At 55.7% G+C, this 22,946-nt stretch carries 24 protein-coding genes; 5 read left to right on the top strand and 19 right to left on the bottom strand.

Going from position 1 to position 22,946, the window contains the following annotated elements:
* The first annotated feature begins 1 nt into the window (after position 1).
* The 3 genes from ACR0EV_RS11750 to ACR0EV_RS11740 all read left to right on the top strand — a co-directional run bounded on the left by ACR0EV_RS11750 (position 2) and on the right by ACR0EV_RS11740 (position 2,965).
* Positions 2-811 carry an ABC transporter permease gene (locus ACR0EV_RS11750; RefSeq protein WP_480800250.1) on the top strand — a complete coding sequence of 270 codons (810 nt, stop codon included), beginning with the start codon at positions 2-4 and terminating at the stop codon, positions 809-811.
* A gap of 19 nt (positions 812-830) precedes the next feature.
* A complete protein-coding gene (locus ACR0EV_RS11745) occupies positions 831-1,868 on the top strand; it encodes an extracellular solute-binding protein (RefSeq protein WP_480800249.1) in 1,038 nt (345 codons plus the stop codon).
* 68 nt (positions 1,869-1,936) lie between these two features.
* Positions 1,937-2,965 carry a histone deacetylase family protein gene (locus ACR0EV_RS11740; protein ID WP_480800248.1) on the top strand — a complete coding sequence of 343 codons (1,029 nt, stop codon included), beginning with the start codon at positions 1,937-1,939 and terminating at the stop codon, positions 2,963-2,965.
* Between the two features lie 73 nt (positions 2,966-3,038).
* On the opposite strand, the gene argE is transcribed toward ACR0EV_RS11740, so the two are convergent.
* From argE to ACR0EV_RS11705, 7 genes are all read right to left on the bottom strand, one after another.
* Positions 3,039-4,187: an acetylornithine deacetylase gene (gene argE / locus ACR0EV_RS11735; protein ID WP_480800247.1), complete on the bottom strand. Its 1,149-nt coding sequence runs from the start codon at positions 4,185-4,187 to the stop codon at positions 3,039-3,041.
* A 141-nt stretch (positions 4,188-4,328) separates the two neighbouring features.
* Positions 4,329-5,267 (bottom strand): LysR substrate-binding domain-containing protein, encoded by a 939-nt coding sequence (locus ACR0EV_RS11730; RefSeq protein WP_480800246.1) that lies wholly within the window; start codon positions 5,265-5,267, stop codon positions 4,329-4,331.
* Between the two features lie 25 nt (positions 5,268-5,292).
* Positions 5,293-6,789 (bottom strand): aldehyde dehydrogenase, encoded by a 1,497-nt coding sequence (locus ACR0EV_RS11725; RefSeq protein ID WP_480800245.1) that lies wholly within the window; start codon positions 6,787-6,789, stop codon positions 5,293-5,295.
* A 14-nt stretch (positions 6,790-6,803) separates the two neighbouring features.
* Positions 6,804-7,478 (bottom strand): DUF1028 domain-containing protein, encoded by a 675-nt coding sequence (locus ACR0EV_RS11720; protein ID WP_480800244.1) that lies wholly within the window; start codon positions 7,476-7,478, stop codon positions 6,804-6,806.
* Between the two features lie 83 nt (positions 7,479-7,561).
* Positions 7,562-7,978: a RidA family protein gene (locus ACR0EV_RS11715; protein WP_480800243.1), complete on the bottom strand. Its 417-nt coding sequence runs from the start codon at positions 7,976-7,978 to the stop codon at positions 7,562-7,564.
* A 17-nt stretch (positions 7,979-7,995) separates the two neighbouring features.
* Entirely contained in the window at positions 7,996-9,276 is a 1,281-nt protein-coding gene (locus ACR0EV_RS11710; RefSeq protein ID WP_480800242.1) for a flavin-containing monooxygenase, read from the bottom strand.
* 255 nt (positions 9,277-9,531) lie between these two features.
* Complete coding sequence (locus ACR0EV_RS11705) at positions 9,532-10,359, bottom strand: helix-turn-helix transcriptional regulator (RefSeq protein ID WP_480800241.1); 828 nt, start codon at positions 10,357-10,359, stop codon at positions 9,532-9,534.
* 317 nt (positions 10,360-10,676) lie between these two features.
* On the opposite strand from ACR0EV_RS11705, the gene ACR0EV_RS11700 reads away from it, so the two are divergent.
* Together ACR0EV_RS11700 and ACR0EV_RS11695 are read left to right on the top strand one after the other, a co-directional pair.
* Positions 10,677-12,746: an oxidoreductase gene (locus ACR0EV_RS11700; RefSeq protein WP_480800240.1), complete on the top strand. Its 2,070-nt coding sequence runs from the start codon at positions 10,677-10,679 to the stop codon at positions 12,744-12,746.
* Positions 12,747-13,230: 484 nt separating this feature from the next.
* A complete protein-coding gene (locus ACR0EV_RS11695) occupies positions 13,231-14,091 on the top strand; it encodes a LysR family transcriptional regulator (protein WP_480800239.1) in 861 nt (286 codons plus the stop codon).
* Between the two features lie 579 nt (positions 14,092-14,670).
* Here ACR0EV_RS11695 and ureG read toward each other — a convergent pair.
* From ureG to ACR0EV_RS11635, 12 genes are all read right to left on the bottom strand, one after another.
* Positions 14,671-15,300 carry an urease accessory protein UreG gene (gene ureG, locus ACR0EV_RS11690; RefSeq protein ID WP_480800238.1) on the bottom strand — a complete coding sequence of 210 codons (630 nt, stop codon included), beginning with the start codon at positions 15,298-15,300 and terminating at the stop codon, positions 14,671-14,673.
* Positions 15,297-15,950 (bottom strand): urease accessory protein UreF, encoded by a 654-nt coding sequence (locus ACR0EV_RS11685; protein WP_480800237.1) that lies wholly within the window; start codon positions 15,948-15,950, stop codon positions 15,297-15,299. The genes ureG and ACR0EV_RS11685 overlap by 4 nt, the downstream gene beginning before the upstream one ends.
* A complete protein-coding gene (ureE, locus tag ACR0EV_RS11680) occupies positions 15,934-16,386 on the bottom strand; it encodes an urease accessory protein UreE (protein ID WP_480800236.1) in 453 nt (150 codons plus the stop codon). Before ureE ends, ACR0EV_RS11685 begins: the two co-directional genes overlap by 17 nt.
* A 28-nt stretch (positions 16,387-16,414) precedes the next feature.
* Positions 16,415-16,639, bottom strand: a complete 225-nt coding sequence (locus ACR0EV_RS11675) for a hypothetical protein (RefSeq protein WP_480800235.1) — start codon at positions 16,637-16,639, stop codon at positions 16,415-16,417.
* Between the two features lie 121 nt (positions 16,640-16,760).
* Positions 16,761-18,521 carry an urease subunit alpha gene (gene ureC / locus ACR0EV_RS11670; protein ID WP_480800234.1) on the bottom strand — a complete coding sequence of 587 codons (1,761 nt, stop codon included), beginning with the start codon at positions 18,519-18,521 and terminating at the stop codon, positions 16,761-16,763.
* Complete coding sequence (locus ACR0EV_RS11665) at positions 18,496-18,828, bottom strand: urease subunit beta (RefSeq protein ID WP_171187293.1); 333 nt, start codon at positions 18,826-18,828, stop codon at positions 18,496-18,498. Before ACR0EV_RS11665 ends, ureC begins: the two co-directional genes overlap by 26 nt.
* Positions 18,825-18,986: a hypothetical protein gene (locus ACR0EV_RS11660; RefSeq protein WP_171095443.1), complete on the bottom strand. Its 162-nt coding sequence runs from the start codon at positions 18,984-18,986 to the stop codon at positions 18,825-18,827. The genes ACR0EV_RS11665 and ACR0EV_RS11660 overlap by 4 nt, the downstream gene beginning before the upstream one ends.
* A gap of 15 nt (positions 18,987-19,001) precedes the next feature.
* Positions 19,002-19,304, bottom strand: coding sequence for an urease subunit gamma (locus ACR0EV_RS11655; RefSeq protein WP_171095445.1), 303 nt, complete (start codon positions 19,302-19,304; stop codon positions 19,002-19,004).
* Between the two features lies 1 nt (position 19,305).
* Positions 19,306-20,157, bottom strand: coding sequence for an urease accessory protein UreD (locus tag ACR0EV_RS11650; protein WP_480800233.1), 852 nt, complete (start codon positions 20,155-20,157; stop codon positions 19,306-19,308).
* Between the two features lie 284 nt (positions 20,158-20,441).
* Entirely contained in the window at positions 20,442-21,284 is an 843-nt protein-coding gene (locus ACR0EV_RS11645; protein ID WP_480800232.1) for a fumarylacetoacetate hydrolase family protein, read from the bottom strand.
* Positions 21,285-21,300: 16 nt separating this feature from the next.
* The gene (locus tag ACR0EV_RS11640) at positions 21,301-22,056 is read right to left on the bottom strand and encodes an SDR family oxidoreductase (protein WP_480800231.1); all 756 of its coding nucleotides are present in this window, start codon (positions 22,054-22,056) and stop codon (positions 21,301-21,303) included.
* A complete protein-coding gene (locus ACR0EV_RS11635; RefSeq protein WP_480800230.1) occupies positions 22,053-22,946 on the bottom strand; it encodes a hypothetical protein in 894 nt (297 codons plus the stop codon). The genes ACR0EV_RS11640 and ACR0EV_RS11635 overlap by 4 nt, the downstream gene beginning before the upstream one ends.

The raw sequence follows: 22,946 nt of genomic DNA, 5'->3' as shown, positions 1-22,946 counted from the left end.
CATGGCAAGCAAGCAATTCGATATCAAGTCCTATACCGGCTTCAAGGGGATCACCCTGCTGTGTCTGGTCATCCTTTATGCCCCGCTTATTGTGGTGACGATCTATAGCTTCAATGCCTCGCAATCGCTGACCAATTGGGAAGGCGTTTCGCTGCGCTGGTACGCGGATGTGTTTACAGGGCCGGAAAGTGCAAAGTTCAAAACAGCGGCCAAGAACAGCTTTGTCATCGCAATCATTGCCGCAACCACTGCGACAGCGATTGCTACATTGGCGGCAACGGGCATGGTACGCGGGGGCAAATTCCGTTTTCGCACATTGTCCTTCGGCTTGATCAGCTTGCCGCTGATGGTGCCCGAGATTGTTCTGGCGGTCGCAACCCTGATCTTCTTCAACTCGATCGGGTTTGAACGTGGGCTTCTAACCATCCTGCTAGCTCATATCGCGTTTTGCATTCCCTTTGCCTACCTGCCGATCTCGGCCCGGATGCAGGGAATTGAGGACAGTTACGAACAAGCCGCGCTGGACCTCTATGCGACCAAACGGCAGGCGTTTACTAAGATTCTTCTGCCACTGATGATGCCCGGCATCATTTCGGGTTTCCTGCTGGCTTTCATCGTCAGTCTGGATGACTTCATCATCACCAACTTCGTGAAAGGCGCAGGGGTCGAGACCTTGCCAACAGCGATCTTTGGGTCGGTCAAGCAGGGGATCAAGCCGAATATCATGGCGATTTCGACCATGTTGCTGAGCGTGTCCATCGTCATGGTCACGATCAGCTACTTCGTCAGCAAGGCTGACAACACAAAATAACCAACAGATGGAGAGAAACATGAAACACATGATGAAAAGCGGCTTTGCCGCCCTTGCTCTGGCCATAGGTGCAAGCGCCGCAGCGGCCGAAGGTGAACTGGTTGTCTACCACTGGTTCGAATACATGCCCCAAGAGCTGCTGGACAAGTTCACCGAAGAAACCGGCATCACCGTTACCATGGATACCTACGACTCGAACGAGGCGATGCTGGCCTCGCTCAAGGCGGGTGGGATCGGCACCTATGACGTTTCGGTGCCCGGCGACTATATGGTCGCGATCATGGCAGGCGAAGGAATGCTGGACACCATCGCCGATGGTGAGCTGCAAAACAAAGGCAACATTCAGCCGGAATGGGCCGATCCCAGCTTTGACCCGGGTCGCCAATCCTCGATCCCTTACCAGTGGGGCTCGACCAGCTTTGCCGTCAGCCGGGATGCTTACGACGGTGACATCCAAACCACCGACATTCTGTTCAACCCACCGGCTGAACTGCAAGGTCGCATCAACGTTCTTGACAGCCAGGGCGAAGTGATGGCGCTGGCAGCGCTGCACATGGGTATCCCGCAATGTTCGACAGATCGCGAGCAGCTGAAAGCCCTGAACGGAATGCTACAAGAGGCGAAACAGCACTGGGCTTCGTTCAACTCGGATACAGCGAAAGAGGTTCTGGTCTCTGGCGATGCAGACGTCGGAATGATCTATGACGGTTTTGCTGCAAAAGCCCGCCAAGAGAAGGCTTCGATTGAATACGCTTTCCCGACACAAGGCTATGTGGCGTGGATGGACAGCGTTGTCTTGCTGAAGGACGCACCCAACCGTGACAACGCGCTGAAGTTCATGGACTTCCTGTTGGAGCCAGAAAACATTGCCGCTGTCTCGAATTTTGCGCGTTACAACAACGGTGTTACCGGAGCGTCAGATTTCCTGGATGCAGACCTGCTGGCGCAACCGGAAAACAACCCTCCTGAAACGGCTGGACCTGGTGTATTCATTGAAGTCTGTGATGAGGAAACTCAGGCTGTCTATGACAAAATCTGGACTGAATTGAAGAAATAAGTTCAGCACAAAAACAAGGGCCGCGATCTGATCGTGGCCCCTTTTTCTTTGGCGGCCTCTGGTGGAACATGGAAACCATTTACTCAGATCAGCACAAGCTACGTGACGCAAAAACCGAGTTTTTTGGCGGGGAACTAATCCCTCCCCACGAAAAGCCCAGCCGCGCCGAGATTGTGCTTGAACGTGTCCAAAATCAGAAGCTTGGAAAGGTTTCAAAACCTGAAGATTTCGGGATAGAGCCTATTCTGTCAGTTCACGACAAAGGCTTTGTCAGCTTTCTTCAGACCATCTGGGACGACTGGAAATCTGAGGGCTTCAAAGGCGAGGCAATGCCGACCGCCCTTCCTGTACGGCGAATGGTTCAGAAATGTCCGAAGTTTGTCGAAGGAAAACTCGGGTACTATGCCAACTCGGTGGAAACCAGCATTACCGAAAGCACGTGGCAGGCGGCCTTTGCCAGTGCTCAGGTCGCGCTGACAGGTGCCGAACGCATCCGCAAGGGCGCGAAAAGCGTATTTTCGCTTTGCCGCCCACCTGGTCATCACGCGTTTTCGGATACCTACGGTGGGTTTTGTTTTCTGAACAATGCGGCGATTGCTGCCCAATCTCTGTTAGACAGCGGCGCGTCGCGCATCGCTGTTCTTGATGTTGATTTCCATCATGGCAACGGGACTCAAGACATCTTCTATGACCGCGATGATGTATTGTTTGTGTCTTTGCACGGCGATCCAATGGAGACCTTTCCCTATTTTCTGGGACATGCAGACGAAACCGGTGCGGGACAAGGCGAAGGGTACAACCTCAATATCCCCATGCCCGTCGGTACAAATTTCGAAACCTGGCGCAAGGCATTGGCCGTCGGGCTGGAGAAGGTGCAGAATTTTGGTCCCGAAGCACTGATCATTTCTCTGGGAGTGGACACGTTCGAAAACGATCCCATAAGCTTCTTCAAACTCAAATCCGAAGATTTCTTGACGCTTGGAGAAGATATCGCACAGCTCGGCCTGCCAACGCATTTTGTGATGGAAGGTGGGTATGACGTAGACGAAATCGGAATAAATGCCGTCAATGTTCTTACTGGCTTTGAGAACGCCTAGGTCGTGTGTGGAACGGCCTTAGAAGACCTAATTTCTCTTGGCCTAGGATATCGGAATTGTGACGCTGACCGCGCTAATGGCTTATGTCGTCAAGGATGCGATCCATCATCGTATCGCAGGCGTCGAGCTGGCCGATCTCGATGTATTCATCCGGTTTGTGCCCCTGACGTTCCATTGACCCGGGACCGCAGACAACGGTTGGAATACCCAACTCGCTGAAAAAACCGGCCTCGGTGCCGAAGGCAACCTTGGTCGTGACGTTGCTTTGCGCAAGTTTCTGGGCATGGGCTATGACGCCGTCTGTTTCGACAACATCCAGACCGGGATAGGCGTTATACTGTTCCACTTCGACGCGCGCGTCGGCGCATTTGTCCAAATACCGCGCACCAACCCGGTGTGCCGCATCCTGTATCTGGCGCAAAATGTCTTTTCCGTGATCCGAAGCTAAGTGTCGGTATTCAAAGGTCAGCTCCGCCCTGTCCGGAACGATGTTTAGTGCCTTGCCGCCCGACAGCACACCCACATGGAACGTGGTATAAGGCACGGAATAGGCCGGATCCGTGTTGCCGCGTGTCGCATAGATTCCTTGCAGGTCGCGCAATTCCTGCACAAAATCCGTGGCCAAATGCAGCGCGTTGACGAATTTCGGCGCCAGCGCAGAATGCCCGCTTTGACCGTGGCAGACGGCGCGCAGAGCGGCTTTGCCTTTGTGCCCAATGGCCACCTGCATCTCGGTGGGTTCGCCGACAAAACACGCACGGGGCTGGCCCAGCATCGGGGCAAGCCGATCCAGCATGTGTTGAATACCAACGCAGCCCACTTCTTCGTCATAAGACAAGGCGATCTTGAGCGGTTCGCGCAAGTCAGCCCCGCGGGTTCGATCTGCCAAAGCCATGACCGACGCCACGTACCCCTTCATATCTGTGGTACCGCGACCATAGACACGGTTCCCTTCCCGGGTCAGGCGAAATGGGTCTTTTGTCCAGCTTTGACCTTCGACAGGGACGACATCGGTATGGGCCGACAACAGGACGCCGTCGCCGTCAGGCCCCTTTTCAGCGTAGAGCCCGGTTTTGTCGCCACCGGGATCGGTGATCCGGTGGATCGCAAAACCGCGCGCTTCCAGAAACTCTTCGACATAAGCTGCGAGCTCGAGGTTTGAATTCTTGCTGACTGTGTTGAAGCCAACCAGTTTGTCGAGAATATCCAGAGTAGACGTCATTCGAATGGAACCTGTTTTTCGGATTACCGAACGGTCTGATCCCCAAAACATCGGAGACTCTGCGCAAGCCTATACGACCAGAAAAATATTTAAATCTGCGAATAGCGAAGCAATAGTTAGGTTCCTTCTAATGTCGTCCAATCACGCTTTCTTTGATGTGTACAATCCCGGCAGTGTTCCCGATTTCACAGCGCATGCGCAATGTTCAACAAAGGCTTTCAATGTGTTTGTTTCATTCTCGGCACGCGCGCGTAGCAGGCCAAGACGCATCGGGCGCAACTCGCCGGACAACGGTACAAAAATAAGTCCTTTCCCATCCGGTGACAGAGTGTTCAGAGGACGAATGTTTGCAATGGAAAACCCGAAACCGTTGGCAACCAATGATCGCATCACCGACATATCTGCAGTACGTTCCGCGATGTTTGGCTTGATATTTGCCTCACTGAAAAACGACAGAAAATACTCTCCGCTGAATGGTAGGTCCAAAAGGACCATGGGGCTGTCCTGTAAGTCCGGTATCGTCAACTCGGTGCGGTTTGCCAGCGGGTGGTCTTCGCCAAGAACCACGTAGGGCGGGAGTTCGTGAAGCGGTTGAAAGTCAAGGTCTGTTGGAATGTCCAGATCATATGTCAGGGCGATGTCCAGTTCGGCCCGCCGCAGCTGGCTAAAGATATCAGCTTGATGCAATTCACGCTGTTCGATACGTACATCGGGATAGTTGTCTTCGAAATCGCGTCTTAATCCGGGCAAGACGATTTGAGCGAAGGTCACAAGACAGCCAACCGACAATATACCTTGAACCTTGCCGGTGATTTCACCGGCAAGCGTGGCCAGCAACTCGGCTTCACGCAGGACAAATTCCGTGCGTTCCATGAACTTGTGCCCAGCCTTGGTCAGCGACAATCCCCGCGCGTGTTCGCGGACAAACAGGGTGACACCGAATTCGACCTCAAGCTGCGTGATCGCCGCCGAGATCGACGGCGACGATACGTTCAGCTTGTCGCTGGCGGCGGCAATGCTTCCTGCCTTTCCGACCGCAACAAAATACTCAAGCTGTCGCAGCGTGTATCTGAAAGGCAATGGCACATCTCCGCTTGGGCGCGGATCAAGCCTTATACTTGATCCACGTGGTCTTCAAAGCAGTATACTTTTCAAGCGAGTGCAATGACAAATCACGCCCAAATCCCGACTGTTTCATACCGCCGAACGGGGTCTGGGCCGACAGGGCGTCTACCGTGTTCACCGACACAGTTCCAACCATCAGTTTGTCCGACACCCGGCAAGCGCGGGACAGGTTGTCGGTCCAGACTGACGCGGCCAACCCATAGATCGAGTCATTGGCCATCGCCACCGCTTGCTCTTCGGTGTCAAATGGAATGACCGACAGGACAGGGCCAAAGATTTCATCCCGCGCCAGCGGGTTGTCATGCGCCACGTCGTCGAAGATCGTCGGTTGAACAAAGCAGCCTTTGCCCTCGACGGTGACGCGTTCACCACCGGCGACGAGATTTGCGGATTTCTTGCCCTCTTCGACAAAGCGCATGATACCCTGCGTCTGCTTTTCATCGACAATCGCGCCCATTTTCGAAGCCGGGTCCAACGGGTCGCCCGGCTGCATCGCCTGCGCGCGGGCAATCAATTTCTCGACAAACGCATCCTTGATCGAGCGTTCGACATACAGTCGCGAGTTGGCCGAGCAAACTTCGCCCTGATTGAAGAAGATGCCAAAGGCCGCCATGTCGGCTGCAGCGTCCAGATCCTCGCAATCGGCGAACACCAGGTTGGGGCTTTTGCCGCCGGTTTCCGGCCAGACCTGTTTCAGGTTCGACTGACCCGAATACTGCATAAACATCTTGCCGATTGCGGTCGATCCGGTGAAGGCTAGGCAGTCGACATCCATATGCAGGCCAAGTGCCTTGCCCGCTGTGACGCCAAAGCCCGGAACCACGTTGAACACCCCATCGGGGATACCCGCCTCAGCCGCCAGTTCCGCCAAGCGCAACGCGGACAGCGGCGACTGTTCGGCGGGTTTCAACACAACCGAGTTCCCTGCGGCCAAAGCAGCGGCGGCCTTCCACGTGGCCATGTCCAGCGGGAAGTTCCATGGCGTCACCGCGCCGACCACGCCCAAGGGGACGCGGCTGACCAAAGCCAGATCGCCGGGGCCTGTTGGGGCAACCTCGTCATAGACCTTGTCGATGGCCTCGGCATACCATTGGAAGAAATGGGCTGAACCCGGCGCGTCGATGGTGGCGGCGTCTGTGACCAATTTGCCCATGTCGAGACTGTCCAGCAGCGCCATCTCTTCTAGGTTTTCCCGGATCAGATCAGCCAGTTTCAACATCACCGCCTTGCGGTCGCCCGGTGCCATACGTGACCAACGGCCATCCTCGAACGCGGCGCGGCAAGCGGTGACAGCGCGGTTGACGTCTTCTTCGTCGCATTCTGCAACCGTGGTCAGAACAGCGCCCGTCGCCGGGTTGATGCTGTCGAAGGTTTTCCCGGAAGCGGCGTCAACGAACTTGCCCTCGATAAAGGCCTGCCCGCGGAATGACAGACCTGCGGCGCGGCTTTTCCAGTCTTCGTGTGAATAATCCAACATGGCTCTCTCCGTGTTTATTCGTCGCCGGGCACGCCGTAAGAGGGCGCTTCGCGCGGATCGAGCGCGCGCTGAATGTAAGCGTCGAGCTGTGGTTTGTAGACGTCCCAGGCGGTTGCGATCGTTTCGATGGGGCAGTCTTCGGTCCAGTCGCAGCGCAAATCGGCGATAGGCCAGCTGACTTTGTCGACGATTTTCATACCGGCCGAATGCACCGGACCTGCCTCGCCACCTGCGGCCAATCCGGCCCGCATTGCGGCAATTAATCGGTCTCCGATATGCCCAGAGGAAGACAGGAACCCATCGACTATGGCCTGAGGGATACCTTCATTGTCCAGAAGGTTCCCACCAGAGGCGACGTTCTCGGCCCTTGCCTGCGTCCAGATACCAAGGCTGTTTGGGCCCGAATGGATCGCCGTACGTCCTTGGGTGTCCACGGCCAGAACCTGACGGTATTCGATGAAATTAGCTTGCGCTTTCATGGCGTCGATAGCCTCGGGCGCGGACTTGCCCTGTTCCATCAGATCAAGGGTTAGTGGGCCAAGGCTGGGGTCTGTCACGTTTTGCGAGGCAACCGCACCCACGCCCGCGCGTGCAAAAGAACAGCGCGCGGCTACAGCGGGTGACGATGACGAAATCGCCAAACCAAACATGCCGGTATCAGCGCAGCGGGCGACCAGGGAAAATGTCATATGACTCTCCTAGAATAAGACCGGACCGCGCTTGTTGGGGAGAGGGAGGGAGCGCGGCCCGGCTTGTCGATCAACCTATCAGATCAATCGGGTATAACAGCGGTGCCGTCGATTTCGACCAGCCACTCAGGACGCGCCAGTGCCTGAACCACCAGCCCGGTCGAAACCGGATGCACGCCTTTGATGTATTCGCCCATGGTACGGTACACAGCCTCACGGTGGCGGACGTCGGTGATGTAAACAACCACCTTGACCAGATGCTCCATCTGGCCACCCGCTTCTTCAATCAACTGCTTGATGTTCTGCATCACCTTGTGGGTCTGTTCGACCGGATCATGGCTGTCGATATTGACTGCGTCATCCAGGTTCTGCGGGCATTGGCCGCGCAAGTAGACGGTCTTGCCACCTTGCGTAACGACAGCCTGGCACAGATCGTTGTCCAGGTTTTGCTCGGGGTAGGTGTCCGAGGTGTTGAATTTGCGAATGCGTGTATGCGCCATTTCGAAGTCCTGATTGCTTATTCTGCTGCGGCGGGGGCGATGATGGCTGCTTCACCGTCATATTCGGCATAAGCGCGTTGGATAGCGATCTGGTCAGCGATGTATTTTGCATCGTGCCAAACGCCCCAGATGAAAGTTGAGCCACGACGCGATTGCCAAGGCAGACCAAGGAAGTAGATGTCGGGTTCAACCGAAACACCGCGCTGGTGAATCGGCGCGCCCTTGGCATCAAAGGCATCTACCTTGATCCAACTGAAATCCTGCCGGAAACCCGTCGCCCAGATGATTGTTGTGATACCTTCCCTGGCAAAATCGACCGACGTCAGTGGGTTGGTCAGGCTATCAGGATCGGGAAACTGCTTACGCGCCTCGGGCTCTTCGGGCAGATCAATACCGGTTCGCGCGATATAGGCGTCTGCCATATCCAGCATTTCAAGGTAGTTGGCGTCGCCGGCTGCGACATTGCGCTGGAGATCATCGGCAAAGCTGAGAACGCCATTCTCAAAGCTCGTGGTCATCCCGGTAAGGGTTACCCCTTCATTACCCAAGCGGCGGAAATCCATTGTGTGCCCGCCATGCGCACCGCTGACCGAGATCGTGACATGTTCAGTCCCTGGTTTCTGTGCTGCCATATCCCAAAGCCCCAGAACACCCAGCCACCACACGTTGTCGCGGGTGCGATACCGACGTGGGGGCCGGTCATGCGGACCAACCGACAGGAAAACCTTGCGACCGGCGCGATTCAATTCATCTGCGATCTGCGCACCGGACGACCCGGCACCTACGACCATAACCGCCCCTTCAGGAAGTTGCTCGGGGTTTTTGTAGTAGAACGAGTGCAGTTGTTTGACACCTGCCGTTTCCGGCACGATCGGTGGAATGGACGGGTGCTGGAACGCGCCTGTTGCCGCAACAATGCGCTTGGCATGGATTTCACCGGCGCTCGTCTCAACACGGAAACCACCTTCACCGGGCAACCGTTCTGCTTTCAATGCTTCAACGCCCTCGCGGATCGGGGCTTTTACCATTTCTGCATATTCCACCAGATACTCGGCGACACGGTCCTTGGGTACAAACGCATCCGGGTCGTCCCCTTTGAAAGGAAGGCTGGGAAAACGGTCATGCCAGCACGGGCCATTCGCAACCAAAGCATCCCAACGTCCGGTGCGCCACGCTTCGGCGGTTCGGTTCTTTTCCAGAATGATATGTGGCACATCGTTGTTTCCAAGGTGCTCGCTGAGCGCGATACCCGCCTGTCCGCCGCCAACAACCAGCGTATCCGTTTTCTCGATGGACATGTGTCGGTTCCCTATAACTGCATCACGATTGGACCTGAGATGGTCATTGTATTCGTGCATCTTGTGCTGCCCGGACGGATGAACGACCGCTAAGGATCGATGGCCTTGCACTTTCTAAACAAAGGACCCTAGCGCGGAACGTTGGCGTACCGCTTCCTGTGCCACTCCAGCACGTTTTGCACGTTTCCGGGACAAGGTTTCACAAGTTGGGAACAGGCGAAATTACTGTCTAACTTACTCTTAATTAGGCTTTGACTAACCTGCGGGTAATTGCCCGTGTTTCCCAACAGGTTGGCTGCCTTCGGAAAGGTACGGTGCGATCAGATAGTATAGTTCACCCTGTGACGAGATATGGCACTTGCGATAAAGCTGCTTTCGCAAAACCTTGACGGTCTGAGGGCTGATACCCAGTGTCAGGCCAATGGAAATCGACGAATGACCCTGAAGTATCAACAACGCCACCTGCGCCTGCCTTGGACTTAGTCCGATATCTTTTTCATCAGACAAACGTTGACGGAGTCGCTCGACGATGTCTTCCGGCTTCCTTTCATTCGAGGGCTTCAGATCAGGCCAGTTCTTCCTCACCAGCGCATTGACAATCGGCGCCACATTATTGGCCGCGTTGAAATCTTTACTTGAAAAGCGCGAAGCAGTGGTTGTGTCCCGACCGAGACACACTGTGACTGAGCTTGTTGGGCTGAGACCGGCGAAAAAGGCCAGCTCATCCGTCAGTGTCGTGTTTGTGTAATAGGATTTGAAGTATTCGTTCCGTTGAAATTGGTCGGGGGCAACATCGGTCAGTCTGTAAAGACCATCCGCTGCACGGCTTTGATGCAGGCCGTAAAACGGATCCAACAGATAAGCGCCTTTGACATAGTGGCTGTCGATCCGCTCAAAAACGCGGCTGTCTCGGGCAAAGGTCATCAGAACCCGCGGGCTGCTGCGCTGAAAAAAGGCTATGATTGCGAAATTGTCGAAGGAACAGGTTGCATCCAGCCACGTGTAGAGCGCATCGCCGAAGCCTTCTGTTCCGATTGCTGTTATTGCGGCCGACAGAGCGCCTGGTGCTGAAATGGACGACATCTTCGAATACCCCTCTGGGGGTATATACCCCTTGAAACGGCCAAAGTAACCTTGGTTATTGAAATTAGTGGTATGTTCTGGCGCCAGAGATCACGGTTCCGACCGGGGGACACTGGGTCAGCCAACATGCATCGGGAACACAGAGGAGTTGACCATGGCCGAAGATACTCTCGACTGTTTGTTACAAGACGAACCCAAGACAAACACAGTTGAAACTCTCGTTCCGGGCGCCATCACCGAAATCGACTTCGGATTCTAATTCTGGACTCAAGGGCATAGCCCTCTCACACATATCCGCCACCGACAAGGAGCCAGCTATGCGCGATCCACGCTATGACATTTTGTTCGAACCGATGAAGATTGGCCCCCTGACGGCCAAGAACCGGTTCTATCAAGTGCCCCATTGCAACGGCGGTGGATATCGCGACCCGTCGGCTGCAGCCGCAATGCGTGGCATTAAGGCCGAAGGCGGCTGGGGCGTCATCTTCACCGAACAGTGTGAGATGCATCATACTTCTGAAATCACGCCATTTATCGAACTGCGTCTATGGGAAGACAAAGACATCCCCCAATTGCGCAAGATGTCCGAGCGGATGAAAACTCATGGAGCTCTGGCCGGCATTCAGTTGGCCTATTCCGGTATCAACGGTCCCAACCTTTACACCAAAGAAGTACCCTTGGCCCCTTCGGCTATGCCAATCCGCACCTTTACCAATGATCCGGTACAGGCCCGTGCATTGGACAAGCAGGACATCAAGGACCTGCGTCGTTGGTTCGTGAATGCCGCAAAACGCTCGAAGGAAGCGGGTTTCGATCTGATCTGTCTGTATGGTGCGCACGGTTTCGGTATTTTCCAGCATTTCCTTAGCCGCGCTACGAACCAACGCACTGACGTATACGGCGGCTCATTGGAAAACCGTGCCCGTTTCAGTCAGGAAGTTATTGCCGATATGCGCGATGCTGTGGGCGACACGATGGCGATCACGCTTCGGGTGTCGCTGGACGAAACCATTGGCGATCTGGGGTTTTCGAACGCCGAGGTGCGCGACTACATCGAAATGAACAAGGATCTGCCCGACCTTTGGGATCTGGCGCAAGGCACGTGGGAGGATTGTTCCGGCCCCTCACGGTTCAAGGAAGAGGCTGCACAGGAACAGCTGGTACGCGGCATTCACGAGTTGACCGACAAACCTATTGTCGGGGTCGGACGCTTCACCTCGCCTGATGTGATGGCCAAGATGATCAAGTCCGGCACGCTGGATTTCATTGGCTGTGCGCGCCCGTCGATTGCTGACCCGTTCCTGCCTAAAAAAGTCGAAGAAGGCAGGATCGAAGATATCCGCGAATGCATCGGCTGCAACATCTGCATCACCGGCGACATGACCATGTCTATCAGCCGCTGCACCCAGAACCCGACCTTTATGGAGGAATGGCGCAAAGGCTGGCACCCCGAGAAGATGAACGACAAGGGCGACAGTTCAAACGTGCTAGTGGTTGGTTCTGGTCCCGCAGGGCTTGAGGCTGCCTGGGCGCTTTGTCGCCGGGGATATGATGTCGCCGTGGCCGAGGCGTGTGATGTGATCGGCGGTCGTGTGTCCCGCGAACGCCTGCTTCCCGGCCTGTCGGCCTGGGGGCGCGTGGTTGACTATCGCGACTACCAACTCAGCCAGCGTCCGAACGTAGAGATTTATCGTGAAAGCGCGTTGGACGCCGAGAGCATTTTGGAGTTCGGCTTTGAAAACGTCTGCGTCGCAACCGGGTCCACCTGGCGCAGTGATGGGGTTTCGCGTCAGCATGTTGTTCCAATGCCGATAGCGGACGGCGCCAAGGTCTATACGCCGGATGATCTGATGGACGGCACCATCCCGTCGGGCCGTGTGGTGGTGTATGACGACGACCACTATTACATGGGCGGCGTCCTGGCCGAACTTCTGGCCAAAAACGGTGCGCAAGTAACTCTGGTTACACCTTCGGCCTATGTCAGTGACTGGACGAACAACACGCTCGAACAAATCGCTATCCATCCGCGGCTGGTGGATGCAGGTGTCGAGATTGTGCTCAACCAAGGTGTCACGGAAATCTATCCCGATCACGTGGTCTCGAACTGTGTCTACACGGACCGAACCTGGAAGATCGAGGCAGATGCCGTCGTGATGGTGGCATCACGTCTGGAAAACAACGGCGTGTTCTATGATCTGAAAGCCCGCGAGGCTGAATGGGCCGACGCAGGCATCAAGTCGGTCAAACTAATTGGTGACGCCAACGCACCGGGTCCAATCGCCTGGGCAACTTATGCTGGTCACCGCTATGCGCGCGAGCTTGATGGCAAAGATATAGGTGACAATCTGCCCTTCCGTCGGGAAATCACAGAACTTGCGGTCGACTGATGCAATTGGCGCGCAAAGGGCGGTAGATACTCATACTGCCGCCCTCTCTCGTTTGAACACCAACTGCCGTCTTCGATCCTCCTAGCGATACAACCGTTTTCGGCGGGTTCTGTTGCATAGTTATCGGTCGTTCTGAAATCCGCTTTTTTGTTGAAGAGTAACGCTGCCTGTTCTGTAAACCTTAGAAACGGGCAGTTTCTAACTGTTAATTGGCCTCTTGGGAACATATGTGCGCCTTTGAAAGAGACCATCACCGGGCTTTCGATAGCCATTCATCTGAAGCACTTACGAGCGTCAAACATCAACAGTTTGCAACCGAGCCAACCTCGGGCGCTATTGCCGACGCGAGTCGCAGACCTAAAGTGTCTTGCTATAGAATCCGGCGACTGGATGGGGTTCCAAACAATATCGCGGCAGGCCTCTTAGCCGGTTCATCATTGCCAAAAGTTGCCAACTCTCCCTGAACTCTGCAAGCTGTGGCTCTATGAACATCAACCAACTTCGAACCCTTCTTGCTGTTATCGACCAAAAGTCCTTTGCGGCTGCGGGTGAGGTCATTGGCCTCTCACCGTCTGCCGTCAGTCTTCAGATCAAGGCGATGGAAGAAGAGCTGGGCGTTTTGTTGTTTGATCGGATCAAACGGCCTCCAGTCCCAACTGCGCGCGGGCGCGCTTTGGCGGAACACGCGCGGAAAACACTGACCTTGTTTGAGGCATCAGCCTCGGTCGCGCGCGGTGAGCTGGTTCGGTCGCAACTGGCAATTGGTGCCGTCCCGACGGCCTTGGCGAGTTTCCTGCCGGCTGGTTTGAAGTTACTGCAGACAACGTATCCTTCATTAAAGATTGAAGTGAAGAACGGAAGTTCATCTGCGCTTGCAACCAGCCTCGCCGATGGAGAGGTGGATGTTGCGATTTGTACAAGACCTATCAACCCTATCCCTGGTCTTGACTGGCATAGAATTGCGGATGAGCCATTTGTTGTCGTTGCGCCCGCGCACGCAGTCGGGGACACGTGGCAAGACCTGTTAAGGGATCACCCCTTTATCTGGTTCAACCGCAAGACCTGGGCTGGGCAAAGCATTGAAGAAGAGCTGGCTGTGCAAGGCATCAAAGTCAAACGTGCGATGGAGATCGACTCGTTGGATGCCATCTCGAACTTGGTCAGCGAAGGACTGGGCGTGTCTATAGTGCCAGTGTGCAAGGGACGACGCCCGTTTTCGAACCGCTTGCGAGCGCTGCCCTTCGGAGATCCTGTGTTTCACCGCGAGATCGGGGCTTTCACCAGTTCGGATGGCCGGTCCGACATTGTGATCGATACGTTCATTGAGGCGCTGCAAACAACTTGAGAAAATCTCAAGAGAAAATGCAATTAACATAAGATTTTCGAGCCGTGGCATTATGTCTTTAGTCACTCAGGCGTATGCATCATGATCCACAACGCTTTTCTTCCAAGCGGTTCATTCTGCGAATTAAATGACGCCACGCTGATCCGCCCGTCCAAACCAATGACCCGGATCGAGACGCCGTAGAATATGCCGTTGTCCTGACCATCCAGAAAAACGCGTCGCTCTTGTTTCGAGCAGTTAGAGAGGAATTGCTCGGCGCCTCAGTTAAAGGGCGATCACGCGAGTATGGTCAGAAAACCACCCACTTTTTTCCTCAACTCTGCTTTCAAAGAAAGCTGCGGCAAGATCTTTGAAGAAAGTGTGCAAAGTCACTTCTCTTGGAATGCGCGCTGCCTTGTATGAGATCGTCACGGAGAGTTTCTGCCTTGTAAGACCGCGCGCCATGAGAACTGCGCCCAGTGCTACAGTTGAGAGTAGTAATTTTGACTGGACCCACCCGAAAAAATTCCGCTGTGATTTTGTCTTAGGTCTTTCCAACAGGATTTGTGTGAGGACTGTTTAGTCTGTTTGTCATCGGAATTAGTTCGCCTTCGAAATCCCCAGCCCCCCTCCTTTCACCAACAGATCCACAATTGCACCGACCCCTTTTCTGTGACGAAGCGACGAGAACAAAAAGGGTCGTCCATTGCGCATTCTCTTTGCGTCCCGCTCCATAACCTCCAGCGAAGCACCAACATGTGGCGCGAGGTCGGTTTTGTTGATTACAAGGATGTCTGATTTGGTAATCGCCGGCCCGCCTTTTCTGGGGATTTCCTCGCCCGCCGCGACATCGATGACGTAGATAGTTAAGTCCGCCAGTTCCGGGCTGAATGTGGCCGATAGATTGTCGCCGCCGCTTTCAATCAACACCACGTCGAGATCTGGGTGGCGTGTCTGCATTTCAGCAACGGCCGCCAAATTGATCGAGGCATCTTCGCGAATTGCCGTATGCGGGCAACCACCGGTTTCAACGCCGATGATCCTGTCCTGCGGTAGGACTTGCATACGCATCAGTGCCTCGGCGTCTTCCTGTGTGTAGATATCATTGGTGATAACACCCACAGAACAAACATCGCGCAGCGCTTCGGACAAAGCAGCGGTCAAAGTGGTTTTGCCGGCTCCAACCGGGCCTCCGATACCGACGCGAAGTGGGCCGTTCATGCTTGTCATGTGCGAAAGATCCTCGAATACTGTGTTTCGTGTTTCATGGACGCCAGATCTGCCAAGAATGTGGTAGAGCCTAATTCGTCCAGACTCGCTTTTTGTGCCTTTGCTGCGACCTGAGCGCACAGCGGCGTCAACTGGCGGATCACCTTTTGGGCATCAGTCTGCCCCAGTGGCACGAGGCGTGTTGCACAGGCGACAAGGTTACTTGCGAATGCTTGCAGAAACATCTTGGTGGTCAGCGCAACAGGAAGGTTTTGTATTCTTGCTGCCTGACCAACAGAGACCGGGTATGTGAACTGTCCAAGGTCCAGTTCCCAAACGCCCTTCGTGACACTCCCGAATGCCTTTCCCAGCAGCTCGGTCTCCATAAGCCTTTCGGATGTGGCGCAAAAGGCCCGCGCGATGCCATCGATATTGAAGAGCTCATCTTTGTCCTGCGCATTGTACGCAGCCACCAGAAACAACGCGTCATTCCACCCAGAGCTATGTTCAAGCACATCTGAAATCCAGGCTTCGGTATCCTGAGAATTCGCGACAGTTCCCGCGTCAATCACCGCTTCCAGCCCATGCGAATAGGCAAATCCCCCGACAGGATAGGCAGGAGACAACCATTGGGTCAGGGTCAGAATTTCTGTGTCAGTGGGTGTGGCCATGGGTCCTGCCGTGGCCATAAGCTCCGCCTTCGGGGGTGAACGGTTCGTGCACTTCTTTTACCGTTGCACCAATTTTCAACAGCATGTCCCGGATAACGTGATCGACCTGTATCAACAGCCGATCCTTTTCGATTTGGCACGGCGTGTGGCGATTGCCGATATGCCATGCGATACGTGTCAGATCCGGGGCATTTACTTCAAGCAACGCTTCGGGTGCGGCCTGTATTTCCACTTCGCGACCGTCATCCAGAACCAATGCGCCGCCGTGGTTCAGCGAAGTCGTTTGTGCCAGATCGATGAGGATCTGTTCACCGCTTTCACAGGTCAGAACCTTGCGGCGCAAAAACCGGTCATCGTAAGTCAAAGACAAGCAATCTGCCGGATCGCCATGCGTGTGATCCGAATAACGATGCGCAGTACAGAGCAGGGCGGTCATACCAGTACCTCCTCTGTAGTAGTGTTGGTCAGAGCCAGATAGAATCCGCAAAGACCCGGTGCACGATCCTTTCGCGTGTCAGGCCGCGTTTTTTCAATTCTTCGTCGCTGAGCGATTGCAGGAATTCGACTTGCCGGACGCGTGATTGGGCTTCGGCTAGCCTGGTCAGGGCCGAGTAAATCGACGACCCGACGGATACGATCAAACCGGGCAGCGAAAAGCGCGCGTTCGTATGTGTTGTTGAATGTGCCATTTGGACCCTCGTCAACGTTGGTCCTCCCATGGGGTTTAATATTTGTCATATCGGCCTCACTCAGTAGATAGTGTTTGGTCATTTCCGCCTTGCGCGTGCCGCAACGCAGCACAATTTTTGGTCAGAATAAAAAGTATCGTTGCGCCATTGGCAGCGTTTCGGCGGGTTGGCAGGTCAGCAATTCGCCATCTGCCCGGACTTCATAGGTTTCAGGGTCGACTTCGACATGAGGCGTCGTGTCGTTCAGCAAAAGATCCTGTTTGCCGATCTCTCGCGTGTTTTGGACGGCGACTGTCTTTTTCGCCAATCCCAGTGTATCACCAAGCCCGTCTGCATAGGCTGCTTGCGAAACAAAAGTGATCGCCGAGTTTTCTACCGATCGCCCATACGCGCCGAACATCGGGCGACTGTAAACTGGCTGCGGCGTAGGGATCGATGCGTTCGGATCCCCCATCTGCGCGCAGGCAATTGTGCCGCCCAGCAAAACCATCTCTGGTTTCACCCCGAAGAATGCAGGATTCCAAAGAACAAGATCAGCGCGTTTACCTTCCTCGATACTTCCGATCTCGTGGCTCAGGCCATGGGCAATGGCTGGGTTGATGGTGTATTTCGCGATGTAACGGCGGACGCGAAAATTGTCGTTTTCACCGGTTTCCTCGGGTAGACGCCCGCGCTGTTTCTTCATCTTGTCCGCAGTTTGCCACGTGCGTATCAAGACCTCTCCGACGCGGCCCATGGCCTGACTGTCTGACGCGATGATCGAGAAAGCCCCCATATCGTGCAGGATATCCTCGGCGGCGATGGTCTCACGCCGGATGCGGCTTTCGGCAAAGGCCACGTCCTCGGGGATGGATTTGTCGAGGTGGTGACAGACCATCAGCATATCCAGATGCTCCTCGACAGTGTTTACGGTGAAAGGCCGTGTCGGATTGGTCGAGGACGGCAAAACATGGTTTTCACCGCAGATCTTGATGATGTCCGGGGCGTGGCCCCCGCCTGCGCCTTCGGTGTGGAACGCATGGATTGTGCGGCCTTTCATGGCGGCCACAGTGTTCTCGACAAAGCCGGATTCGTTCAGCGTGTCGGTGTGGATCATCACCTGCACGTCCATCGCATCAGCCACCGAAAGGCAGCAATCGATGGCGGCGGGGGTGGTGCCCCAGTCCTCGTGCAGTTTCAGGGCACAAGCCCCGGCTTTCACCTGTTCCTCAAGCGCTGCGGGCAAGGAGGCGTTGCCTTTGCCTGCGAAGGCCAGATTCATCGGAAACGCATCCGCTGCCTGCAACATCCGCCCGATATGCCAGGGGCCGGGGGTGCAGGTGGTCGCCAGTGTCCCATGCGCTGGTCCGGTGCCGCCGCCCAGCATCGTGGTCAGGCCGGAATGCAACGCGTCTTCGATCTGTTGTGGGCAGATGAAGTGGATATGACTGTCGAATCCGCCCGCAGTCAGAATGCGTCCTTCGCCCGCGATGATCTCGGTGCCGGGGCCGATGATGATGTCGACGCCAGGCTGCGTATCTGGGTTTCCGGCTTTGCCGATCTTGGCGATGCGCCCGTCTTTCAGCCCCACATCCGCTTTGTAAATCCCCGAATGATCGACGATCAGCGCGTTGGTGATTACCGTATCCACAGCCCCTTCGGCGCGTGTGACCTGAGATTGCCCCATACCGTCGCGAATGACCTTGCCTCCACCGAATTTGACCTCTTCGCCATAGACGTCTTCGCGGTGGCCGGTTTCGCTGAAACGCGCGGCTGTTGCGCGCTCGATGATCAGGTCTTTCTCGACCTCGATAATCAGATCGGTATCTGCCAATCGTACTTTGTCGCCGACCGTTGGGCCGAACATGGAGGCATAGTCACTCCGGCTGATCTTGCCCGGCATCTTTCAGAGCCCCCATAATATGTGCATTGAAACCATAGATGTGGCGGCGCCCATCGTAGGGTACCAACATAACCTCGCGCGTTTGGCCCGGTTCAAACCGCACAGCAGTGCCTGCCGGGATGTCCAATCGCATCCCCAAGGCCACGTACCGATCAAAATCCAAAGCAGAGTTCGCTTCGGCAAAATGGTAGTGGCTGCCAACCTGCACGGGTCGATCACCTGTATTGGCGACAACAACAAGACGACTGCTGCGCCCTGCATTGAGCGTCAGTGAACCTTTGGCAGGTATGATCTCACCAGGGATCATTTCGGAAGCTTCGTGATCACGACCAGTGCGGCCAGCGCGATAACAGCAAGGCCAACGCCCAACGCGGCGTAGTCTGTGGCATGGGCGTGGATATGTGTGTCCGTATGGGCCGCAGCAGGGCCAGCAAGGATCAGGGCGGGGAAAAGCATACGTGTCATGTCTGTGGTCCTTTCTCAGCGAATTGGGTTGTGGACGGTCACAAGTTTGGTGCCATCGGGGAAAGTGGCCTCGACCTGTACCTCGTGGATCATTTCGGGCACGCCCTCCATGCATTGGTCTCGGGTGATTACTTCGGCCCCGGCTTGCATCATGTCAGCGACAGACCGGCCATCGCGCGCGCCCTCGACCACGGCGTCGGTGATCAGGGCGATGGCCTCGGGGTGGTTCAGTTTGACGCCGCGGGCCAGCCGTTTGCGGGCGACCTCGGCGGCCATGGCAACCAGCAGTTTGTCTTTCTCACGCGGTGTCAGGTTCATGTCAGAGCATCCAGCATCGGGGTAATGTGTCGGTGTTCAGTCGCCGCAACACAGGCAATAGGCTTTTGCGGAGGGTGAAACCGTTTTCGGCCAGCAGCCGGATCACCAGCAGGTCGGGCCGGACCAGGGTGGCCCCGGCTGTTTCGGGCAACATCTTGCGGATCGAGACCAATTGGCTCTCGGCGGTGGGGGAGGCAAGCGCGACCAGTGCCATGGCACCCGCGCCATTGGCGATATGGGGTCTGGCCAGATGGGCGGCCAGGTCGCCGGTGAAACGAGTGGCGTCCAGAAACTCCATGACCCCGTCGCGCCTAATCTCGATCCGATCGCTCAGTCGGATGTCGGTCAGTGTCTCGCCCATTGCCGTGCGGCCAAAGATCAAAGGCTCGACTATTAGCGCCGAGGCATCCTTGGCCAGATCAATCTGCAAGCGTCGTGTCAACGCGCTGCCGTTATATAGGATCGTCTCCTGCGGCAGCCAGTTCAGTCGCGCCTTCGGACCGACGCTCAGGGTGTTGACGATCCGTGCCGTCTGACCATGTTTTGCTTTGTACGCCCGTTCACAGGCCTGAGTTGTTAGCGTCAGGCCTGTGCCCTCACCGGCGTGGCCCGAAAAGTGGAACGCGTCGCCACCCGTTACACCTCCGGCCGTGTTCAATAGCACCGCATTCAGATGGGTGTCGTGTCCCCGTGGAAACAGGCATTTGAACGAACCCGCTTGCCGCAGACGATCGATTACGCTGCGCCCCCGAAACAGCTTGGCGGACAGTGTAGCCCGTCCTTCGGCGCGCGGCGGCGTCGCATGTGACGCAGGCGGTATGGGGGCGAACTGATTGATGGCTGCGGCTTTCACGTCGTGAACATCAAGCGTTTTTCACCGCTTGGGTGTCGAAACTCTATCTGCATGGGCTGCTTTTTGACCAAAGCCCGTCCAGAAAGATTAACTTTTAATCACATGCGCAGCATGCGGTCTAAAATTTAAGCATTAAGGTCTGGTTTGCCTCAGTCGGGATACGCCGGGCCCGCCCAGTTCGCCGTAGCAAGCAATCGAATTTGATTATGAAAAGACAAAACCCCGAACGCGTGGTCCGGGGTTTACTTGAACGAGGCTTTTAGATGCCGCTGGACGCTTTTGGATTAGCCGGCCACAATGTCCTGTCGCTGTACGCCCAAACCTTCGATGCCAAGTTCCATCTTGTCCCCGGGTTTCAAAAAGGTCTGAGGGTTCTGACCCATACCAACACCCGGAGGCGTTCCTGTTGAGATCACGTCCCCGGGTTGCAGCGACATGAACTGCGACAGGTGTGAGACCACCGTTGCAACGTCAAAATGCATCGTTTTGGTCGACCCGTCCTGATACCGGTGCCCGTTCACCTCAAGATACATCGCCAAGTTTTGAGGATCAGGCACGTCGTCTCGTGTCACAAGCCAAGGGCCAATCGGGCCGAACGTGTCGGCGGATTTTCCTTTGGCCCATTGGCCCGAGCGACGAAGCTGAAAGTCCCGCTCGGACAAATCGTTAACCACGCAGTAACCGGCAACGTGGCTCATGGCTTCGGCCTCGGAGACGTATTTGGCCTCTTTGCCGATGACGACGCCCAGTTCCACCTCCCAGTCGGTTTTGACCGACCCGCGCGGGATTTCGACCGTGTCGTTGGGACCAATGATTGCGGAAGTGGCCTTGAAGAAAATCACCGGTTCAGCTGGCAATTCCATGCCACTTTCCGCCGCGTGATCTGCATAGTTCAGACCTATGCAGATGAATTTGCCGACATTGCCAACGCAGGGACCGATGCGCGTATCGCCCTCCACCGCTGGCAGGCTTTCCACATCGAGTGCACGCAATTTTTCAAGAACGGCGTCGCCAAGAGCGTCGCCCGAAATGTCATCGACCACACTGGATAGATCGCGAACAGAGCCGTCCGACGCTAAAATACCGGGTTTCTCGGCCCCCTTTGAGCCGTAACGTAGCAGTCTCATTGCAAGGTCCTTCCGTTTAGATCGTCCAGCCGCCATCAATGGCAAAGGGCTGACCCGAAGTGTATTTACTGGCGTCACTGGCCAGATACAGTGCCAGTTCTGCGATCTCGTCCGCTGTGCCAATTCGGCCCATCGGTTGACGGGCGATGAAATCGGTCATTGCCTTTTCGTAGTCTCCCGTGGCGCGCAACCTGTCACGCAGGCTGGGGCTGTCGACGGTGCCGGGGCAAATCGCGTTGCACCGAATACCTTGCGTGACGTAGTCGGCCGCCACGGATTTGGTCAGGCCAATGACCGCAGCTTTTGACGCGCAATAGGCAAACCGGTTTGGAACGCCTTTGATGGACGATGCGACCGAGGACATATTGACGATCGATCCGCCGCCATTTTCCAGCATCCCTGGCAGGGTCAGTCTGATCAGTCTGAACATGGCCTTGACGTTGAGGTCGAAACTGAAATCCCAATCCTTCTCTGGGCACTCGAGAATTGACCCTGCTGCGACGTAGCCCGCGCAGTTAAACAGAACGTCGAGATGCGGCAGGTCGGCGACGGCGGCTGTCACCGCTTCATTGTCCGTGACGTCCAGCTTGAGTGGCTCGATACCCGCAATACTGCCCAGTTCGGCAAGCGAAACATCGTTGATGTCACTGGCGATCACATGTGCGCCTTCCATTGCGAACAATTCGGCAGTTGCACGGCCGATGCCTTGTCCTGCAGCTGTAATCAGAGCGGTCTTACCCGCAAGTCGGTTGGATGGATTGAAAGTTGTCATTGGTGCCTCACAGTTTTTCGGGCAGCAAGTCTGTTGGGATGTCCTGATAACAAACCGGCCGCAAGAAACGGCGGATCGACAGAGTTCCTACAGATATCGCGCCAAAGTTGGTTGAAGCAGGGTAGGGGCCGTCGTGAACCATGCTGTCGCAGACTTCGACGCCGGTCGGGAAGCTGTTGGCCAGCAGACGTCTCGCCTTGCGTTTCAGCAGCGGAAGCAGCGCCTGAGCGTCGGGTTTGTCGCCTGCGCACAGATGAAGTGTGCAGGTCAGTTGCCCCTCGATGATGCGCGAACTGTTGCATTTGAGAGGTGTCTTTCACGCGCACAATGATGCCCAATGGGCCAAAAACCTCTTCCTGCAGCTTGTGATCGGCCAGCCAGTCATCGCCGGAAACTGCGAACAGGTAATGGGCCGCACCGCGTGTCGCACAACTGGTACTCATAGATTTTGAAACACCTGTTCCGGCGGCGACACGCGAAACGCCATCCCGATAGGTTGCCGCAATTTCATCGGTCAGCATTGTCTGGTCAGCGACCGAAGACAGTCCGGTCTGGGCTGCCGACTGAAATACATCGGCATCCGGACTGTCAATGATCACGCGCTCGACCATGGATCCCGCAAATGTGACACCGCAGGCTTTAACCGCTTGCAGATCACACGGCGCGAGCCCTTGGTGGTCGGCGCCTGATGGGCCGATATCGTCACCTTGGGCGTTTCGCACATAATCCGCTGCGTCTTCGCGTTCCAGAATATCCCGCACGGTTGTAGCCGTTTTCGACGTGATATCGACAACCCGACCATTGCGCAGGGTTACCACGCTGTGGCCGATCCCGGCACGCTCAACACGGCCGAGCCACAACCCGTCGGAATCCAATGAGGGTAAGGTCAT

It is taken from the genome of Ruegeria sp. CF8 (genome assembly GCF_056537285.1).
Note: the sequence above shows the minus strand (reverse complement) of the source record. Positions and strands in the feature narration are given on the sequence as shown.

Coding starts and splice junctions, on each gene's coding strand:
- ACR0EV_RS11710 (WP_480800242.1), bottom strand. CDS start 9,276: ATGTCCATCGAGAAAACGGATACGCTGGTTGTTGGCGGCGGACAGGCG.
- ACR0EV_RS11645 (WP_480800232.1), bottom strand. CDS start 21,284: ATGAGACTGCTACGTTACGGCTCAAAGGGGGCCGAGAAACCCGGTATT.
- ACR0EV_RS11745 (WP_480800249.1), top strand. CDS start 831: ATGAAACACATGATGAAAAGCGGCTTTGCCGCCCTTGCTCTGGCCATA.
- ACR0EV_RS11750 (WP_480800250.1), top strand. CDS start 2: ATGGCAAGCAAGCAATTCGATATCAAGTCCTATACCGGCTTCAAGGGG.
- ACR0EV_RS11740 (WP_480800248.1), top strand. CDS start 1,937: ATGGAAACCATTTACTCAGATCAGCACAAGCTACGTGACGCAAAAACC.
- ACR0EV_RS11640 (WP_480800231.1), bottom strand. CDS start 22,056: ATGACAACTTTCAATCCATCCAACCGACTTGCGGGTAAGACCGCTCTG.
- ACR0EV_RS11715 (WP_480800243.1), bottom strand. CDS start 7,978: ATGGCGCATACACGCATTCGCAAATTCAACACCTCGGACACCTACCCC.
- argE (WP_480800247.1), bottom strand. CDS start 4,187: ATGACGTCTACTCTGGATATTCTCGACAAACTGGTTGGCTTCAACACA.
- ACR0EV_RS11695 (WP_480800239.1), top strand. CDS start 13,231: ATGAACATCAACCAACTTCGAACCCTTCTTGCTGTTATCGACCAAAAG.
- ACR0EV_RS11700 (WP_480800240.1), top strand. CDS start 10,677: ATGCGCGATCCACGCTATGACATTTTGTTCGAACCGATGAAGATTGGC.
- ureC (WP_480800234.1), bottom strand. CDS start 18,521: ATGCCGGGCAAGATCAGCCGGAGTGACTATGCCTCCATGTTCGGCCCA.
- ACR0EV_RS11720 (WP_480800244.1), bottom strand. CDS start 7,478: ATGACATTTTCCCTGGTCGCCCGCTGCGCTGATACCGGCATGTTTGGT.
- ureE (WP_480800236.1), bottom strand. CDS start 16,386: ATGACCGCCCTGCTCTGTACTGCGCATCGTTATTCGGATCACACGCAT.
- ACR0EV_RS11685 (WP_480800237.1), bottom strand. CDS start 15,950: ATGGCCACACCCACTGACACAGAAATTCTGACCCTGACCCAATGGTTG.
- ACR0EV_RS11705 (WP_480800241.1), bottom strand. CDS start 10,359: ATGTCGTCCATTTCAGCACCAGGCGCTCTGTCGGCCGCAATAACAGCA.
- ACR0EV_RS11675 (WP_480800235.1), bottom strand. CDS start 16,639: ATGGCACATTCAACAACACATACGAACGCGCGCTTTTCGCTGCCCGGT.
- ACR0EV_RS11665 (WP_171187293.1), bottom strand. CDS start 18,828: ATGATCCCTGGTGAGATCATACCTGCCAAAGGTTCACTGACGCTCAAT.
- ACR0EV_RS11660 (WP_171095443.1), bottom strand. CDS start 18,986: ATGACACGTATGCTTTTCCCCGCCCTGATCCTTGCTGGCCCTGCTGCG.
- ACR0EV_RS11655 (WP_171095445.1), bottom strand. CDS start 19,304: ATGAACCTGACACCGCGTGAGAAAGACAAACTGCTGGTTGCCATGGCC.
- ACR0EV_RS11635 (WP_480800230.1), bottom strand. CDS start 22,946: ATGACCTTACCCTCATTGGATTCCGACGGGTTGTGGCTCGGCCGTGTT.
- ACR0EV_RS11725 (WP_480800245.1), bottom strand. CDS start 6,789: ATGTTGGATTATTCACACGAAGACTGGAAAAGCCGCGCCGCAGGTCTG.
- ureG (WP_480800238.1), bottom strand. CDS start 15,300: ATGACAAGCATGAACGGCCCACTTCGCGTCGGTATCGGAGGCCCGGTT.